The organism is Neisseria viridiae, from assembly GCF_962747995.1.
GTDB classification, from domain to species: Bacteria; Pseudomonadota; Gammaproteobacteria; order Burkholderiales; family Neisseriaceae; genus Neisseria; species Neisseria viridiae.
This window is the reverse complement of record NZ_CAUJAJ010000001.1, coordinates 1-16,804: the sequence shown is the minus strand read 5'-3', so window position 1 is coordinate 16,804 and position 16,804 is coordinate 1. Positions and strand designations below refer to the sequence as shown.

Genomic DNA, 16,804 nt, shown 5'->3' with positions numbered 1-16,804 from the left:
CGGGGACGATTGCCCGGCTGCTCCGGTTCGGCTGCCTGCGTTCGCCCCGCCTTTCAAGCCGCCTCACTCCCTTACATAAACCACTTCGACATCATAGTCGTCTTCGTTCCAATCATCGTCGTCATCCGCGCCGAATTTGTCCTGCCATTCCTCTTCATTGCTCAAAGACGAATCCAAACCGGCTTCAAGACGGAGGACAGACAACAAATGATATATGTCGTCCGGAATCGGTGCTTCAAACGAAACGGTTTCGCCGCTTTCCGGATGGACGAAACTTAAGCGGTAGGCGTGCAATGCCTGACGCGCGCCCAGACTTTTAACGGCTTCTTTCACCGGGTCGCTGCACGGATGGCGCGGGTTGCCGTACACGGGATCGCCGGCAAGCGGATGGTTAGCTTCGCGCATATGGACGCGGATTTGGTGCGTCCTGCCCGTTTCGAGCGAACATTCGATATAACTGTGGGCAAGATAGCGTTCCAACACTTTGACGTGGGTAACGGCTGGTTTGCCGCCGAATTTGACGACTGCCATTTTCAGGCGGTTGTGCGGATCGCGTCCGATTTGGGTTTCGATTTTACCGTCAAAGGGGACGATACCGTTGGCGACGGCGCGGTAAATGCGTTTGACCGTGCGTTCCTGAAGCTGCCGCACAAGGGAATTTTGCGCCGGCAGGGTTTTGGCAACCACCATCAGCCCGCTGGTTTCTTTGTCCAAACGGTGTACGATGCCTGCACGCGGTACTTGGCTCAATTCGGGACAATGCGCCAAGAGGCCGTTGAGCAGCGTCCCCGTCCAGTTGCCCGCCGCCGGATGCACCACCAGTCCGGCCGGTTTGTTGACGACGATGACGGTATCGTCTTCGTAAACAATATCCAAATCCATAGGCTCCGGCATGAATGCCAGATTCTCCTCACTCGGGCGGACGGTTACACGGATTTGCTCACCGCCTATCATTTTGTCTTTGGGTTGCGAAGGTTTATCGTTTACAATAACCGCGCCTTCTCTAATCCATGATGTCAACCGGCTGCGCGAATAGTCTGGCAGAAGTTTTGCCAATACCGCATCCAACCGCCCGCCGGCAAGCTCGAGCGGAACAGTCAGACAAATACAGTTTTCGGTTTCCGGGGCTGACACAAAGTCTGAATCATCGCTATAATCGGATTCATTATCAAAGGAAGTATTCTGCATGAAAAAAATTCTTTTAACGGTTTCATTAGGTTTGGCACTGAGTGCCTGTGCCACCAAAGGTACGGTAGATAAAGATGCCCAGATTACCCAAGACTGGAGTGTGGAAAAACTCTATGCCGAAGCCCAGGACGAGCTGAACAGCAGCAATTATACGCGAGCTGTCAAATTATACGAAATCTTGGAATCGCGCTTCCCTACCAGCCGCCATGCCCAGCAATCCCAACTGGATACGGCATACGCCTACTATAAAGATGATGAGAAGGATAAGGCGCTGGCCGCCATTGACCGCTTCCGCCGCCTTCACCCTCAACACCCGAATATGGACTACGCGCTGTACCTGCGCGGTTTGGTACTGTTCAACGAAGATCAGTCTTTCTTGAACAAGCTGGCCTCGCAAGACTGGTCCGACCGCGACCCGAAAGCCAACCGCGAAGCGTATCAGGCCTTTGCGGAACTCGTCCAACGCTTCCCGAACAGCAAATACGCCGCCGATGCGTCCGCGCGTATGATCAAACTGGTCGATGCCTTGGGCGGAAATGAAATGGCGGTTGCCCGTTATTATATGAAACGCGGCGCATACATCGCCGCCGCCAACCGTGCCCAAAAAATCATCGGCAGCTACCAGAATACGCGCTATGTCGAAGAATCGCTCGCCATATTGGAACTTGCCTACCAAAAACTCGGCAAACCGCAGCTTGCTGCCGACACGCGCCGCGTGTTGGAAACCAATTTCCCGAAAAGCCCGTTTTTGACACACACTTGGCAGCCCGACGATATGCCCTGGTGGCGTTACTGGCATTAAGCCCATCTTCTTCGTAATGCCGTCTGAAACCCTTTCAGACGGCATTTTCCGTTCCGGCGCAAGCCTTTCCGTTCACTCAAACGGTTTTTTCTGCCAATAGAATTTATACCCTCTCAAACGTTGGGCCTTCACGCCGCCGCGTCCCAAGCCGAATTGCAGCGCGCCCGACAAATCGGTACGCAGCAGTTTGATGCCGTGTGCGCGGACACGGTTCTGCACCGCTTGGGTCGGATGTTTGTAGGCGTTGGCATAACCGCTTGAAGCAACGGCATATTCGGGCGAGACGGCATTGAGGAACACGCCCGACGAGGACGTATTGCTGCCGTGATGCCCCAAAACCAACACCTGGCTGTACAGGTTTGAGCCGTATTTTTTAACCAACTCCGCCTCGCCTTTCGTATCCAAATCGCCCGTTACCAGCAGTGCCGCACCACCAGCCACAACACGCAAAACACAACTTTTCCCATTATCATCGATGTTTTTGCGTTCAGACGGCATCAAAAACTCAAAATCTACGCCGTCCCATTGCCAACGCTGTTCCGCACAATGCCGCGCCCCCTCATAAAATTCCGGCTGCCCGGCATAAATCCCACCGTTCGGTATCTTGCCGACTGCCTGAAATCCGCCGTCGTGGTCGCTGTCGTGATGCGACAAAACCAGCTTGTCCAAACGGCGGACACCCGCCGCATTCAAACTCGGCACAATCCCCGTCTGTGCCGCCGATGCAGTTCCGGTGTCAAACAAAAGATGATGATTTGCCGTCTGAACCGACACCGACAAACCCTGCCCCGCATCCCAAACCGTAACCGCAGCCTCATTTTCCGGCACGCTGGGCGGACGGTAAAACACAAACCCTGCCAACAGCAACACCGCCCACGGACGCAAACCCAAGCCGCGCGGCAGCAGCAACAGCAAAGCGGCACACACCGCCAACACCAGCAGAGGCAAAGGTGCGGAGGCAACGGCAAACTCGGGCGACACATCGGCAAGCCACACCAAAAACCGCAAAGTGTATTCCGCCAAAAACGCCCCCAACTGTTGCAAAGGCGCAAACGGCACGACCGAACCCAGCAATGCCAGCGGCGTCAATACCCAAGAAAACCACGGAATCGCCACCGCATTGACCAAAGGGCTGATTAAAGGCAGCGAAGCAAACAGATAACCGAGCAAAACCAACGACAACACCGAAGCCGCCCACTGCCCGCGCAAAGCAGTTTGCCGTTTCCCCTCGTGCAAACGCCCTGCACACGCCCATATCAGGGCCGCCACCAAACCGAAAGACAGCCAAGTTCCCACACCCAAGACCGCCAAAGGGTCGAACAGCAGCACCGCCGCCAACGCCTGCCACCACGTCGCCCACGCCGACAATCTTCCCCTGCGCCACGCCCACGCAAACGCCGCCAACATCAAAACACTGCGCTGCGTCGGCACGGAAAAACCGGCAAGCAGCGCGTAAAACAGCGCGCCTGCACACCCCGCCGCCAAAATCCACACGCGCGGCCGGGCAGGAAGGCGCGGGGAACAGGCAAGCAGCCGCTTCGCCAGCCACGCAAACAGCACCGCCACCATCGTAACGTGCAAACCCGAAATACTGACCAGATGCGTCAGTCCCAACGGCCGAAACGCCTGCCACAATTCGGGGCGCAATGCCGACTGTTCGCCCACGCTCAACGCGCGCATCAGCCCGATGCCGTCTGAAAGCCCGCCGTCCGCATCCGCCTGCCGCCAATTTCGGCTGATGCGGCTGCGCCAAACCGCAATCCCCCAACCGCTTCCGTCATGCAGCAAAACCCTGTCCGCACCGACCGTCCCCGCGCCGCCTATCCCGTTGGATAATGCCCACGCCTCACGGTTCAAACCGCGCAGGTTCAACTCCCCGACGACGGGGTGCACACGTGCCGTTATCCGCCATCTGCTCCCGACCGCCCATTCGCGCCGTTTGTAGTCCGACAGCAGCAAATCGAACGTCCGACCACCGTCATCCTCCGCCTTTGCAGCAAACTGCACGCGCCGCCCGTCCGACCTCGGCATATCCGCCACTTCCACCGTCAACGGCACGCCTGAAACCGCCTCCGCCCGCCATTGCGAAGACAGTGCCGCCTCCGTCCTGAACACACCGTAAGCAGCCCCTGCCAAGACACACAACATCAAACCGGCAAACGCAAACCGCCTTGCAAACACAGCAAAAATCGCAAAAGCCGCCAGCCAAAACAGCCAATGCGGCACGACCGGCAGCGCAAACGAAGCCGCCGCGCCGACGACCCAACACGGCAAAAACCAACGACGGAACACGTCCTCACCCCCGATATTAAAAATAAACGATGATAAAGCAAATCCGAAAAGCCGTCATAAAGGAAAGTTCGTAAAAATGCCGTCTGAACTCAGGCTTCAGACGGCATTTTTATCAGACGACCTTCACATCATCCTACAACTCAATCCCTTTGAGCTTCGCCACGGTGTTGATGTCTTTGTCGCCGCGGCCGGACAGGTTGACCAAAATCACTTGGTCTTTACCCATTTTCGGCGCATTTTTCACCGCCCAAGCAACGGCGTGGCTGGATTCGAGCGCGGGGATGATGCCCTCGAAGCGGCAGAGCAAGTCAAAGGCTTCGAGTGCTTCGTCGTCTTTGGCAACGGTGTATTCGACGCGCTTGATGTCGTGCAGATGGCTGTGTTCCGGGCCGATGCCGGGATAGTCCAAGCCTGCGGAAACAGAGTGCGTACCCAAGACTTGACCGTTTTCGTCCTGCATCAGGTAGCTGCGGAAGCCGTGCAGTACGCCAATCGGTGCGCCCGAAGTAATCGGTGCGGCGTGGTCAGGCGTATCCACACCCAAACCGCCTGCTTCTACGCCGACCAGACGTACGTTTTCTTCTTCGATATAAGGGTAGAACAAACCAATGGCGTTCGAGCCGCCGCCCACACAGGCAACGGCAACATCAGGCTGGCGGCCGATGGCTTCCTGCATCTGCGCTTTGGCTTCGTTGCCGATAACGCATTGGAAATCGCGCACCATTTCGGGATACGGCGCGGGGCCGGCGGCGGTGCCGATGATGTAGAACGTATCGTCCACGCGGGCGACCCATTCGCGCATAGCTTCGTTCATCGCGTCTTTGAGCGTGCGGCTGCCGCTTTCTACGCTAACCACGTTCGCGCCCAACAATTTCATGCGGAACACGTTGGGCATTTGACGCTGGATGTCGTCCGCACCCATATAGACATCGCAAGTCATTCCGAAGCGTGCGGCAACGGTGGCACTCGCCACGCCGTGCTGACCCGCGCCGGTTTCGGCAATCACGCGTTTTTTACCCATACGGCGGGCGAGCAATGCCTGACCGATGGTGTTGTTGACTTTGTGCGCGCCGGTGTGGTTCAAATCTTCGCGTTTCAACCAGATTTGCGCGCCGCCCAGATGTTCGGACAACCGCGCGGCGTGATAAACGGGACTGGGCCTGCCGACATAATGTTTCAAATCGCGGTGGAACTCTGCCCAAAATTCAGGATCGTTTTTCGCTGCCTTATAGGCATCCGCCAGCTCTTGCAAGGCGGGAATCAGGGTCTCGGAGACATAAAGCCCGCCGTGTTCGCCGAAAAAGCCCTTCTCGTCGGGCGCGTGGTAGTTCTTCATCGGATTCTTCCTTGTGCTTCAGGTTTTCAGACGGCATTTCCGTTTTTTCAAATGCCGTCCGAACGGGAAATTGCCGGCAATTATAACTGCTTTTCACACAAGCCCGCCATTTCGAAAAACGCCCGATACGCCGCCGCCTTTTTCACCAAACTCAAAGGATAGGCGCGCGAAGTCGAAGGCAGGCGCGTCAGGGTCAAATCCCGTCCGGCAAACGGAAACGGCACGGTTTCGCCCGTTTTCGGCATTTTGATGCCGCCGCCCTGAATATCGAGCAGGATTTCCGTCGCCTTGCCGCCGGTAGTGCAAATATGGCGGCACTCGGGTATTTTTGCCAACACCGCCGCCAAATCGACGGTTTCAACTACCTTTAAAAACTTGTCGGACGCATTGCCGTGTTCGCGCATTGCCTTCAACACGGTCGGACAGGACGCAATCCCCCGTTCGTGCAAAAACGTTTTGATTTTCTCCGCGTCAAACGCCTTTTCAGAGTGCGCAGCCTCCCCGTGGGACGGCATCTGGAAATGCGCCGCATCGTTAAAAAACACCAGCCCGTAAACGCGCCACATATCGTTTTGGAAATTCGGATAATGAAACTGCATCGCGCGTTTGTCTTCCTTGGGCGGAAACGTCCCCATCATCATGACCGCAGCCTTCGGCGGCAACACGGGATCGAAGGGATGGGTTTCGATTTCAAGCAGATTTTCAGACACGTTCAATCCTCCGACAGGCAAACGGCAAACAGCCGGTTTTTGCACCAAACCGCCAAACACGGCAAGCCTTCAAACAGCATTATCACGCCCTGCCGTTTTCGGTTACAATGCCGACATCAAACGGATACTGTAAACACATTTATGTTCCAACACACAGGACGACACATAAAGCACCGCCCTATGTGCCGTCCTGATTTGGAAGAGGTTACGCCCTTCCCAAATAGGGTCTGATTCTACCGCCCTAAAGGGTGGGGTTTCAACCGAAAAGGAAACCCGATGAAAGAACACAAAGCCCGCAAGCGTTTCGGGCAGAATTTTTTGCAGGACACGCGGATTATCGGCGATATCGTCAACGCCGTGCGCCCGCAGGCGGATGATGTCGTGATTGAAATCGGCCCGGGTTTGGCGGCGATTACCGAACCTTTGGCGAAAAAACTGAACTGCCTGCACGTTGTCGAAATCGACCGCGACATCGTATGCCGTCTGAAAACGCTGCCGTTTGCGGATAAGCTGGTGATTCACGAAGGCGATGTGTTGCAGTTTGATTTCAACAGTATCGCAGGCAAAAAGAAAATCGTCGGCAACCTGCCCTACAACATTTCCACGCCGCTTTTGTTCAAACTGGCGGAAGTGGCGGACGATGTCGCCGATATGCACTTTATGCTGCAAAAAGAAGTGGTCGAGCGTATGGTTGCCGCGCCGAAAAGCAACGACTACGGGCGTTTGGGCGTGATGCTGCAATATTTTTTCGATATGGAGCTGCTGATTGACGTACCGCCCGAATCGTTCGATCCTGCACCGAAAGTGGATTCCGCCGTCGTCCGTATGATTCCGGTGAAACACCGCATCGGCAGGGCGGACGATTTCGAGCATTTTGCCAAACTCGTGAAACTCGCCTTCCACCAACGCCGCAAAACCATACGCAACAATCTGAAAGAACTGGCAACAGACGAAGATTTGCAGGCAGTCGGCATCAGTCCGCAAGACCGCGCCGAACACATCGCGCCGGAAAAATACGTGGCGTTGAGCAATTATTTGGCGGGCAAGACCGTCTGAAAAGAGGTGGCGGAAATGGAAGACAACCTGCAAAAAACCGAACGTTTAATCCGCGAAATCAACCGCCTGCACGCACAATATTCGCAAGATTATTTTGAAACCGGCAAAGTGCGGAAAATCAATTTGAGCCACACGCTCAAAAACGTTCCGACCGAACATATTTTGTCTTATCGCCTTAATTTGCACGAAGCAGTTAACGATTATTTAGCCTTTGCCGATACGCGCGGCATAGACTTTTTCTACCGCGTGAAAACCGCAGAAAGCATACATGATAAAATCAGCCGCTATCTGGCGCGCGGCAACCAATATCCGGCCAACAACATCCTGAACGATATTTTCGGCGCGCGGCTGATTTGGCCGTCTGAAACAGTTGTCGGAATTTTGGAAAAACTTGACGGCTGGAAAACAGAATACGGCTTGAAAAACTGGTATTTGCGCGATGCGGGCGGCTATATCGGCATACACATTTATTTCAAAAACAGCAGCAATTTCTACTATCCGTGGGAATTACAAATTTGGGATGAAAAAGATGCCAAAGCCAATATTGAAAACCATATGATGTACAAACGGAATTTTGTGCGTTGAATTACCGGCAAGCCGCATTGAAACCGTTTATAACTGTTTATAAGAGAATAAACCATAAAATACACAACCGTATTCCTGACTTTTCCTTTAACCGCCCGAGTGAACAAACCATGAAATACACAGCCGCACTCCTGACTTTTCTTTTAACTGCCTGCATGAACCCGAACGATGCGTTTTTCCAAAACCGGCGTTATCAAATGCTAGAGGCACAATTGAACGGTTCAAATGCCATTTTCCATTACGGTTATTCCCAAAATCCCGATCATGATTTATTGGTCGACCAAGTCCGCGTGCCGGACGCGTACAGGGCTTCATTTGAGCGGGATTGGATAGCAAAGGAGCAAGGCTACCGCAAAAACGACTGCGTACTGGAAAAAGCGGAAAGCGGGGGTGTGACGTACTACACCTGCGATGCGGAAAAAGGATTCAACGGCACACGTTTCGTCATCTATGTCGTGAATATGAAAAACGACAAAGGCTACGTCAAAGTTTACCGGAGCATGAATAAGCCGAATCAGGAAGAGTTAACCAAATTGGTTGCCGATTTGAATAAGTTTTACCCTTAATCAGTCAGACAGATTCAGACTGCCTGAAAAGAATGGACACTATGATTAAATTCAAAAATGTACACAAACATTTCAAAGACCTGCACGTCATCAACGGCGTGAACTTGGAAATCAAAAAAGGCGAAGTGGTCGTCGTCTGCGGGCCTTCGGGCAGCGGCAAATCCACACTCATCCGCACCGTCAACCAGCTCGAAAGCATTGAAAGCGGCGAGATTTGGGTGGATGGTGTCAACGTTGCCGACCCCAAAACCGATTTGAACAAAATCCGCGAAGAAGTCGGCTTTGTGTTTCAAAGTTTCAACCTCTACCCCCACCTGACCGTATTGGAAAACATCACCCTCGCACCGATGAAGGTTAAAGGTCAAAATGCGGAACAGGCGGAGAAAAAAGCGATGGAACTTTTGGAACGCGTCGGACTGGCACACAAAAAAGACGCCTTCCCGTCCCAACTTTCCGGCGGCCAGCAGCAACGCGTGGCGATTGCGCGCGGACTGGCGATGGAACCGCGCGTGATGTTGTTTGACGAACCGACCTCCGCACTCGACCCCGAAATGGTCGGCGAGGTATTAAAAGTCATGAAAGACTTGGCAGAAAGCGGCATGACCATGATGTGCGTAACCCACGAAATGGGTTTCGCCCGCGAAGTCGCCGACCGGGTGCTTTTTGTCGATAAAGGGCAAATCCTCGAAGACGAAACGCCGGAAGCGTTTTTCACCAACCCGAAACACGAACGCGCCAAACAATTCCTGCAACAGGTCATGACCCATTGATGCTATGCCGTCTGAAAACCGAACGTTCAGACGGCATAGCCCGACACCGCAAGATGATTGAGAAAGAAAACCATGTATTTTGTTGACCGCACCGCCGTCGTCCTCAAGCCGACCGCGCACTTTTTGGAATGGCTCAAAAGCACCGACGAAAATATGCCCGACCTAACCATAGAGCAGCTTCGTGCCAACTGTTCCGTCTTCCTCGTTCCGCAGTTCGACGAACCGGAAGCCGTCGTTTCCTACTTCGACGAACGCTACCGCCAGATTTTTGAAGCGGAGCTGGCAGGTTGGGACATCGATAAAGACAAATGGCCGCAAGACATGAGCCTGAAGGCGTTTTGGGAATTTTTCGACATCGAAATCCACGATATGGTTTTAGACATGGAAGAAGCGGATTTGAACATCACGCCCGTGTTCGACAACATGATGTAAGGCTATGCGCGCCTTTCAGACGGCATTAAAACCGTCCCGCATCCTAAACATCCTGACTGTATCGCTCCACGCCGCCTCCCTTGCCGTCTGCCTGACTTGGTTTTACGGCTGGATGATGTGGTTCGGTTTGGCGGCTTTGACGGCAAGTTACGCATACTCGCTCAGGATAACGAACCTGAAACACCGCCATGCCATAACCGCCATTACCATAGACCGCGACGGACAGGCGGAAATCGTATCCGGCAAAGACAAAACAGCGGCAACACTTGCGGGCAGCAGTATGGTTACGCCTTATGCCTTATTCTTACAATGGGACACCGGCGGCAAAACCGTCCACCAATGCATCATGCCCGACATGACGGACAAAGAATCCTACCGGCGGCTGAAAGTCTGGGTACTTTGGCGGCAGCCGAAAAAAACCGCCGAAACCGATACATCAGACTGATTTCAGACGACATTTGAAAACGAAACACTCATGAAAACACTACAAGACTGGCTCTCGCATTTGGAAACCGCCCACAGCGGCGGCTTAATCGACATGGGCTTGGAACGCACGAGCGAAGTGAAAAAACGCATGAAGCTCGAGCCGCAATGCCCCGTCGTCGTTGTCGCGGGAACTAACGGCAAAGGTTCGGTCTGCGCCTACCTGACACAGATTTACAAACAGGCAGGCTTCAAAGTCGGTACGCTGACCAGCCCGCATTTATTGCGTTACAACGAACGCATCGCCGTCAACGCCGAACCCGTTTCGGACGATACGATTATTGCCTCTTTCGAGCGCATCGAAGCCGCGCGCGGCGAAATATCGCTGACTTATTTTGAATTCAATGCCTTGGCGGCTGTCGACATCTTCATACGCGAACAAGTGGATGTAATGATATTGGAAGTCGGCTTGGGCGGACGTTTAGACGCGGTCAACGCGTTTGACGGCGATTGCGCGGTGGTTACCAGCGTGGATTTGGACCATCAGGCATTTTTGGGCGATACGGTCGAGCAGGTCGGCTTTGAAAAAGCAGGCGTGTTCCGCAGCGGCAAACCCGCAATCTGCGGTCAAAACCCCGCGCCCGAATCGTTGGTCGCACACGCCGAAGCCATAGGCGCGAAACTGCTGATGGGGCAGCGCGATTTCGAGTTTCACGCGATGGAAAACATCCAATGGAACTACCGCTTCCGGCCGCAGCATTCAGACGGCCCCGCACGCAACCGCAATGCCCTGCCCTTCCCCGCATTGCGCGGCGCATACCAGCTCTCCAATGCCGCCTGCGCGTTGACCGTATTGGAATGCCTCGACGACAGACTGCCGGTGGACATCGGTGCAATCAAACGCGGATTGCTGCTGGTTGAAAACCCCGGCCGCTTCCAAGTCCTGCCCGGCCGGCCGCTGACCGTTTTGGATGTCGGACACAATCCCCACGCCGCCCGCGCCCTGCGCCGCAGCCTGATCAACCTTGCCTACGCGCAAAAACGCACCGCCGTGTTCAGCATGTTGTCCGACAAAGACATAGACGGCGTGTTGGAAACCGTTAAAGACCAGTTTGACGAATGGTATATCGCACCTTTGGACGTGCCGCGCGGCATGACGGCGGATGCACTGAAAGCCAAATTGGAACAACACCACATCGGAAACATACAGACATTCGCCGCCGTCCGCGAAGCATACCGGGCGGCAGCCTCAAAAGCGGGCGAAAACGACAGAATCGTCGTTTTCGGCTCATTTCATACCGTCGCCGACGTAATGTCGGTACTATGAAAAGGAAACTTCCATGTCCGAAAACAAACAAAACGAAGTCCTGACCGGTTACGAACAGCTCAAACGGCGCAACCGCCGCCGCCTCGTAACGGCAAGCTGCCTAGTTGCCGCCTCCTGCATCCTGCTGGCAGCCGCACTCAGTTCCGGCCCTGCAGAAAATGATCCTGCCGAACAGACTGCCGACGAAACAAGCAGCGTAGAAAACAAAGCGGCAAGTGCGGCACAAACCCCGGCCTTGAAACCTTCCGCCAATAACGCCGAAACTGCCGCCGGCAAACCGCAGGACTTGGCAGGCGAAGACAAGCCTTCTGCCGCCGACGGCGGAATCAGCGAACCCGAAGACATCGGCGCGCCGCTGGTCATCATCAACAACCGGCTCGACGACAGCAATATAAAAGGCCTGGAGGCATCCGCAAAACCGAAACAGGAAGAAGCTGCCGAAAAACCGCAGCAGGAAGAAACCGCCAAAACCGCACCGAAGCAGGCAAAACAACGCGCTGCCGAAGAAGTGCCGGCAACTGCCGACAGTACGGATACGGTAGCGGTTGAAAAACCGAAACGCACTGCCGAAACAAAACCGCAAAAAGCGGAACGCACTGCCGAAGCCAAGCCCAAAGCCAAGGAAACCAAAACCGCCGAAAAAGTTGCCGACAAACCGAAAACTGCTGCCGAAAAAACCAAACCGGATACGGCAAAATCCGACAGCGCGGCAAAAGAAGCGAAAAAAGCCGACAAGGCTGAAGGCAAAAAAACAGCCGAAAAAGACCATTCGGACAGCAAAAAACACGAAACGGCACAAAAAACCGACAAAGCGGACAAGACCAAAACCGCCGAGAAGGAAAAATCCGGCAAATCCGGCAAAAAAGCCGCCATTCAGGCAGGTTATGCCGAAAAAGAACGCGCCTTGAGCCTCCAGCGCAAAATGAAGGCGGCGGGTATCGACTCGACCATTACTGAAATCATGACCGACAACGGCAAAGTTTACCGCGTCAAATCAAGCAACTATAAAAACGCAAGGGATGCCGAACGCGATTTGAACAAACTGCGCGTGCACGGCATCGCCGGTCAGGTAACGAATGAATAACCTCCCCGTTGCCGACCTCCTCGTCTCCGCCGTCATCGCCGCCTGCATCGTCATTTCCACGATGCGCGGCGTGATTGCGGAGGCAGGCTCAATGGCGGCATGGGTGGTTTCCTTTTTTTTCGCCAAACTCTTTGCCGCACCCTTCGCCGACATCGCCTTTGCATCGTTCCAACCTCGCCTGTTTGCATTGGCTCTGTCGTTCATTTCCCTGTTCGTCATTGCCTGTCTGATCCAGAAAATGCTCCGTTCGCTGCTGACCGGCGCAGTTTCGGCGGTCGGTTTGGGCTTTGCCAACCGCATTTTGGGCGGCGTATTCGGTGCATTGGAAGGCGTTTTGATTGTTACCCTGCTGGTCATGCTTGCTTCAAAAACCGACCTGCCCGATACCGAAGAATGGCGGCAATCTTACACACTGCCGTTTTTCGTATCGCTTTCCGAAGCCGTGTTGAACCATGCGGACAACAGAGATGGAGCTTTGGAAGACGATTGATTGCCATACGGATATTTCAGACAACATCCCCTTTTATGCCGTCTGAAATGTTTTTTTCCTTTCCTCAGCCATATCTCAGATTAAATCTTATCCTCCATAAACCCACCTATCTGTCCTTCGCTCAAATATTGTCAACAATTCAGGCAAAAAGCCGCCGTTTGCTTTATAATTCCGTTTTACCCTTAAACCTCGAATCGGAGAAGACGATATGTGCGGCGTATTAGGTTTGGTCAGTCATGAACCCGTGAACCAGCTTCTGTACGACGGCTTGCAGATGTTGCAGCACAGGGGGCAGGATGCGGCGGGCATTGTAACGGCCGAAGGCGGCACGTTCCATATGCACAAAGGCAAAGGTATGGTGCGCGAAGTGTTCCGTACACGCAATATGCGCGATTTGGTCGGCAACGCAGGCATCGCCCACGTCCGTTATCCCACGGCGGGCAACGCGGGCAGCAGCGCGGAGGCACAGCCTTTCTACGTCAGCTCGCCATTCGGCATCGTTTTGGCGCACAACGGTAACCTCACCAACACGGCCGAACTGTATGAAAACGTGTGCAACAAACACTTGCGCCACATCAACACCAGCTCCGATTCCGAAGTTTTGCTCAATGTATTCGCGCACGAATTGCGCCGCGAAGTCTCCAAAAACGCCGAACCTTACCGGCTCAATATCGACAATATTTTCAACGCCGTTGCCGAAGTTCACCGCCTGGTGCGTGGCGCATACGGCGTGGTTGCCATGATTGCGGGCTACGGCATGGTCGCCTTCCGCGATCCTTACGGCATCCGCCCGCTGGTATTGGGTTCGCAAACCGACAGCGAAGGCAGGAAATCCTATGCCGTCGCCTCCGAATCCGTTGCCTTCAACGCGCTTGCCTACGATTTGGAACGCGACATCCGGCCGGGCGAAGCGGTATTTGTCGGCTTTGACGGCACAATGATTGCCCGCCAATGCAGCGACCGTGCCAAACTCAGCCCCTGCCTGTTTGAATACGTCTATTTCGCCCGTCCCGACTCCGTGATTGACGGCGTATCGGTTTACCAATCGCGCTTGGATATGGGCGTGTCCTTGGCGGAAAAAATCAAACGCGAGCTACCCGTGGACGACATCGATGTCGTGATGCCCATCCCCGACACCAGCCGCCCCAGCGCGATGGAGCTTGCCGTCCACCTCAACAAACCCTACCGCGAAGGTTTGATTAAAAACCGCTATATCGGCCGCACCTTTATCATGCCCGGTCAGGCGACGCGCAAAAAATCCGTACGCCAAAAACTCAGCCCGATGGAAACCGAATTTGCAGGCAAAAGCGTGTTGCTGGTGGACGACTCCATCGTGCGCGGGACGACCAGCCGCGAAATCGTCGAAATGGTACGCGCGGCTGGCGCGCGCAAAGTCTATATCGCCTCCGCCGCGCCCGAAGTGCGCTATCCCAATGTGTACGGCATCGATATGCCCACGCGCGAAGAGTTGATTGCCAACGGGCGCAGCGCGGCGGAAATTGCCGCCGAAATCGGCGCGGACGGCATCGTGTTTCAAGACTTGGGCGATTTGGAAACTGTCGTCAAAGCACTCAATCCGAAAATCGAATCCTTCGATTCGTCCTGTTTCAACGGCATTTATCAGACCGGCGACATCGATGATGCCTACCTCGACCGCCTGTCTACCGAGAAATCCGGCTGCGGCGGTCTGAAAATCCACCCGAGCAGGATGGAACACAGCATCAGCATCAGCGATGCGGGCGACGAAGAATAAAGCTTCCCAAACCGCGATGCCGTCTGAAATCCGAACGCCGGGTTTTCAGACGGCATTTCCCATATCGGCATCACATTTCCCGTTTCATCCGCACGCAATATGAGTACCGAAACCAAAAACTACATTACGCCCGCCGGATGGCAGGCATTGAAAGACGAACTTTACCGGCTGGTCAACAAAGAACGCCCCGAAATCGTACAAATCGTCAACTGGGCGGCAGGCAACGGCGACCGCAGCGAAAACGGCGACTATCTTTACGGCAAACGCCGTATGCGCGAAATCGACCGCCGCATCCGTTTCCTGACCAAACGTTTGGAAGCTGCCGTCGTCGTTGATCCCGAATTGCGCGAAGCGACCGACCAAGTGTTTTTCGGCGCGACGGTCGGGCTGTTGCGCGGCGACGGGCGCGAGCAAACCGTCAAAATCGTCGGCATCGATGAAATCGATACCGCGCAAAACAAAATTTCTTGGATTTCGCCACTGGCTCGTTGTCTGATTAAAGCACGCGAAGGCGACGAAGTGGTTTTGAACACGCCGGAAGGGCGTGAGGAAATTGAAATCCTTTCTGTCGAATACATCAAAATCGACTGATCGAGAATGCCGTCTGAAACGGCACAAACGCGCCGTTTCCCAAATAAAGGAATACCGAATGAGGAAAATCCGCACCAAAATCTGCGGCATCACCACACCGGAAGACGCATCGAACGCCGCAGCGGCAGGTGCAGATGCCGTCGGGCTGGTCTTTTTCCAAGGCAGCAGCCGGGCCGTCGATATTGCCCGCGCCAAAAAAATCACCGCCGCACTGCCGCCGTTTGTCAGCATTGTCGCCCTTTTCGTCAACGAAAGCGCGCAAAACATCCGCCGCATCCTTGCCGAAGTGCCGATACACATCATCCAATTCCACGGCGACGAAGACGACGCATTCTGCCGTCAGTTCGACCGCCCCTATATCAAAGCCATTCGTGTTCAGACGGCATCAGACATCCAAAACGCCGCCCACCGTTTTCCCAACGCTCAGGCACTTCTGTTCGATGCCTACCAGCCTTCGGAATACGGCGGCACCGGACACCGCTTCGACTGGACGCTGCTGGCGGAATATTCGGGCAAACCGTGGGTGCTTGCCGGCGGGCTGACCCCTGAAAACGTCGACGAAGCCGTCCGCATCACCGGAGCGGAAGCGGTCGATGTATCCGGCGGCGTGGAAGCGTCTAAAGGCAAAAAAGACCCCGCCAAAGTTGCCGCCTTTATCGCAACCGCCAACCGCCTATCCCGTTAAAGCAACAAAAATTGCCGCTGGAATGACTTATGGTGGATTAACAAAAACCAGTACGGCGTTGCCTCACCTTGCCGTACTATTTGTACTGTCTGCGGCTTCGTCGCCTTGTCCTGATTTTTGTTAATCCACTATAATCTAAAAAATTTATGCTATTAAATCAGTAATTTCTGATGAATTTTGAAAACTTAATCCCGTCATTCCCACGAAAGTGGGAATCCAGTTTTTTGAGTTTCAGTCATTCCCGATAAATTGCCTTAGCATTGAATGTCTAGATTCCCGCCTTCGCGGGAATGACGGGATTTGAGGTTTCTGTTTTTGATTTTCCGCTTTCGAGGAAATGACGGTTTAGAGTTAATCTAAACCTCAAAAAGCCGAAACCGAACGGCCTAGATTCCCGCCTGCGCGGGAATGACGGCGGAAATCTTGTTTATATTGAATCAAAAAAACCTGCACCTTAATCAGTTGGCGGTTTAGTCCGACTTTTGGGGTGCAGATCAAGCTTTCAGACGGCATTTCCTTTAAAACTTCATTTCGAGCGCGAGGCTGAAGTTCCTGCCCGGTGCGGCATACCTTCCATAATTGCTGTCTTCGCTGCGTCAGTTTGCCGTGCTTTCCGCAGTCTGGCGCAAGGATTCCCAAATCGAGACCTTTGCAAAATCCCCCAAAATCCCCTAAATTCCCACCAAGACATTTAGGGGATTTCCCATGAGCACC

At 54.2% G+C, this 16,804-nt stretch carries 18 protein-coding genes; 13 read left to right on the top strand and 5 right to left on the bottom strand.

The window, feature by feature from the left end:
- Positions 1-63: 63 nt before the first annotated feature.
- Positions 64-1,188: a 23S rRNA pseudouridine(1911/1915/1917) synthase RluD gene (gene rluD, locus Q9J79_RS00090; RefSeq protein ID WP_301911586.1), complete on the bottom strand. Its 1,125-nt coding sequence runs from the start codon at positions 1,186-1,188 to the stop codon at positions 64-66.
- Between rluD and Q9J79_RS00085 the strand changes: the two genes are divergently transcribed.
- Complete coding sequence (locus Q9J79_RS00085; RefSeq protein WP_301911588.1) at positions 1,187-1,990, top strand: outer membrane protein assembly factor BamD; 804 nt, start codon at positions 1,187-1,189, stop codon at positions 1,988-1,990. The two genes, rluD and Q9J79_RS00085, sit on opposite strands and share 2 nt — an antisense overlap.
- Positions 1,991-2,062: 72 nt before the next feature.
- Here the strand turns inward: Q9J79_RS00085 and Q9J79_RS00080 are convergent, their stop codons facing one another.
- From Q9J79_RS00080 to Q9J79_RS00070, 3 genes are all read right to left on the bottom strand, one after another.
- Positions 2,063-4,282 carry a DNA internalization-related competence protein ComEC/Rec2 gene (locus tag Q9J79_RS00080; protein WP_301911589.1) on the bottom strand — a complete coding sequence of 740 codons (2,220 nt, stop codon included), beginning with the start codon at positions 4,280-4,282 and terminating at the stop codon, positions 2,063-2,065.
- Between the two features lie 133 nt (positions 4,283-4,415).
- Complete coding sequence (gene trpB / locus Q9J79_RS00075) at positions 4,416-5,618, bottom strand: tryptophan synthase subunit beta (protein WP_118786994.1); 1,203 nt, start codon at positions 5,616-5,618, stop codon at positions 4,416-4,418.
- 80 nt (positions 5,619-5,698) lie between these two features.
- Positions 5,699-6,259 (bottom strand): uracil-DNA glycosylase family protein, encoded by a 561-nt coding sequence (locus Q9J79_RS00070; protein ID WP_239992250.1) that lies wholly within the window; start codon positions 6,257-6,259, stop codon positions 5,699-5,701.
- 345 nt (positions 6,260-6,604) lie between these two features.
- Between Q9J79_RS00070 and rsmA the strand changes: the two genes are divergently transcribed.
- From rsmA to Q9J79_RS00010, 12 genes are all read left to right on the top strand, one after another.
- Positions 6,605-7,384 (top strand): 16S rRNA (adenine(1518)-N(6)/adenine(1519)-N(6))-dimethyltransferase RsmA, encoded by a 780-nt coding sequence (gene rsmA, locus Q9J79_RS00065; protein ID WP_301911590.1) that lies wholly within the window; start codon positions 6,605-6,607, stop codon positions 7,382-7,384.
- Positions 7,385-7,399: 15 nt separating this feature from the next.
- Positions 7,400-7,969 carry a nucleotidyltransferase family protein gene (locus Q9J79_RS00060; RefSeq protein ID WP_301911591.1) on the top strand — a complete coding sequence of 190 codons (570 nt, stop codon included), beginning with the start codon at positions 7,400-7,402 and terminating at the stop codon, positions 7,967-7,969.
- 110 nt (positions 7,970-8,079) lie between these two features.
- Positions 8,080-8,535, top strand: coding sequence for a hypothetical protein (locus Q9J79_RS00055; protein ID WP_118791900.1), 456 nt, complete (start codon positions 8,080-8,082; stop codon positions 8,533-8,535).
- Between the two features lie 41 nt (positions 8,536-8,576).
- Entirely contained in the window at positions 8,577-9,305 is a 729-nt protein-coding gene (locus Q9J79_RS00050; RefSeq protein WP_002219584.1) for an amino acid ABC transporter ATP-binding protein, read from the top strand.
- 72 nt (positions 9,306-9,377) lie between these two features.
- Positions 9,378-9,737: a hypothetical protein gene (locus Q9J79_RS00045; RefSeq protein WP_301911592.1), complete on the top strand. Its 360-nt coding sequence runs from the start codon at positions 9,378-9,380 to the stop codon at positions 9,735-9,737.
- 4 nt (positions 9,738-9,741) lie between these two features.
- Positions 9,742-10,182: a protein YgfX gene (locus Q9J79_RS00040; protein WP_301911593.1), complete on the top strand. Its 441-nt coding sequence runs from the start codon at positions 9,742-9,744 to the stop codon at positions 10,180-10,182.
- Positions 10,183-10,212: 30 nt separating this feature from the next.
- Positions 10,213-11,487: a bifunctional tetrahydrofolate synthase/dihydrofolate synthase gene (gene folC, locus Q9J79_RS00035; protein WP_301911594.1), complete on the top strand. Its 1,275-nt coding sequence runs from the start codon at positions 10,213-10,215 to the stop codon at positions 11,485-11,487.
- A gap of 13 nt (positions 11,488-11,500) precedes the next feature.
- Complete coding sequence (gene ftsN / locus Q9J79_RS00030) at positions 11,501-12,571, top strand: cell division protein FtsN (RefSeq protein ID WP_301911595.1); 1,071 nt, start codon at positions 11,501-11,503, stop codon at positions 12,569-12,571.
- Positions 12,564-13,061 carry a CvpA family protein gene (locus Q9J79_RS00025; RefSeq protein ID WP_301911596.1) on the top strand — a complete coding sequence of 166 codons (498 nt, stop codon included), beginning with the start codon at positions 12,564-12,566 and terminating at the stop codon, positions 13,059-13,061. The genes ftsN and Q9J79_RS00025 overlap by 8 nt, the downstream gene beginning before the upstream one ends.
- Positions 13,062-13,269: 208 nt before the next feature.
- Positions 13,270-14,814: an amidophosphoribosyltransferase gene (gene purF, locus Q9J79_RS00020; RefSeq protein ID WP_301911597.1), complete on the top strand. Its 1,545-nt coding sequence runs from the start codon at positions 13,270-13,272 to the stop codon at positions 14,812-14,814.
- A gap of 99 nt (positions 14,815-14,913) precedes the next feature.
- Entirely contained in the window at positions 14,914-15,405 is a 492-nt protein-coding gene (greB, locus tag Q9J79_RS00015) for a transcription elongation factor GreB (RefSeq protein ID WP_002258501.1), read from the top strand.
- A gap of 58 nt (positions 15,406-15,463) precedes the next feature.
- Positions 15,464-16,090 (top strand): phosphoribosylanthranilate isomerase, encoded by a 627-nt coding sequence (locus tag Q9J79_RS00010; protein ID WP_301911598.1) that lies wholly within the window; start codon positions 15,464-15,466, stop codon positions 16,088-16,090.
- A 363-nt stretch (positions 16,091-16,453) separates the two neighbouring features.
- Here the strand turns inward: Q9J79_RS00010 and Q9J79_RS00005 are convergent.
- The coding region (locus tag Q9J79_RS00005) for a hypothetical protein (protein ID WP_301911599.1) at positions 16,454-16,804 on the bottom strand (351 nt) is incomplete at its 5' end.

Bases quoted from the DNA above. Each gene is read 5' to 3' on its own strand.
- folC (WP_301911594.1), top strand. From the start codon at position 10,213: ATGAAAACACTACAAGACTGGCTCTCGCATTTGGAAACCGCCCACAGC.
- ftsN (WP_301911595.1), top strand. From the start codon at position 11,501: ATGTCCGAAAACAAACAAAACGAAGTCCTGACCGGTTACGAACAGCTC.
- Q9J79_RS00055 (WP_118791900.1), top strand. From the start codon at position 8,080: ATGAAATACACAGCCGCACTCCTGACTTTTCTTTTAACTGCCTGCATG.
- Q9J79_RS00050 (WP_002219584.1), top strand. From the start codon at position 8,577: ATGATTAAATTCAAAAATGTACACAAACATTTCAAAGACCTGCACGTC.
- rluD (WP_301911586.1), bottom strand. From the start codon at position 1,188: ATGCAGAATACTTCCTTTGATAATGAATCCGATTATAGCGATGATTCA.
- Q9J79_RS00060 (WP_301911591.1), top strand. From the start codon at position 7,400: ATGGAAGACAACCTGCAAAAAACCGAACGTTTAATCCGCGAAATCAAC.
- Q9J79_RS00045 (WP_301911592.1), top strand. From the start codon at position 9,378: ATGTATTTTGTTGACCGCACCGCCGTCGTCCTCAAGCCGACCGCGCAC.
- rsmA (WP_301911590.1), top strand. From the start codon at position 6,605: ATGAAAGAACACAAAGCCCGCAAGCGTTTCGGGCAGAATTTTTTGCAG.
- purF (WP_301911597.1), top strand. From the start codon at position 13,270: ATGTGCGGCGTATTAGGTTTGGTCAGTCATGAACCCGTGAACCAGCTT.
- Q9J79_RS00010 (WP_301911598.1), top strand. From the start codon at position 15,464: ATGAGGAAAATCCGCACCAAAATCTGCGGCATCACCACACCGGAAGAC.
- greB (WP_002258501.1), top strand. From the start codon at position 14,914: ATGAGTACCGAAACCAAAAACTACATTACGCCCGCCGGATGGCAGGCA.
- Q9J79_RS00040 (WP_301911593.1), top strand. From the start codon at position 9,742: ATGCGCGCCTTTCAGACGGCATTAAAACCGTCCCGCATCCTAAACATC.
- Q9J79_RS00085 (WP_301911588.1), top strand. From the start codon at position 1,187: ATGAAAAAAATTCTTTTAACGGTTTCATTAGGTTTGGCACTGAGTGCC.
- Q9J79_RS00025 (WP_301911596.1), top strand. From the start codon at position 12,564: ATGAATAACCTCCCCGTTGCCGACCTCCTCGTCTCCGCCGTCATCGCC.
- trpB (WP_118786994.1), bottom strand. From the start codon at position 5,618: ATGAAGAACTACCACGCGCCCGACGAGAAGGGCTTTTTCGGCGAACAC.
- Q9J79_RS00070 (WP_239992250.1), bottom strand. From the start codon at position 6,259: ATGATGATGGGGACGTTTCCGCCCAAGGAAGACAAACGCGCGATGCAG.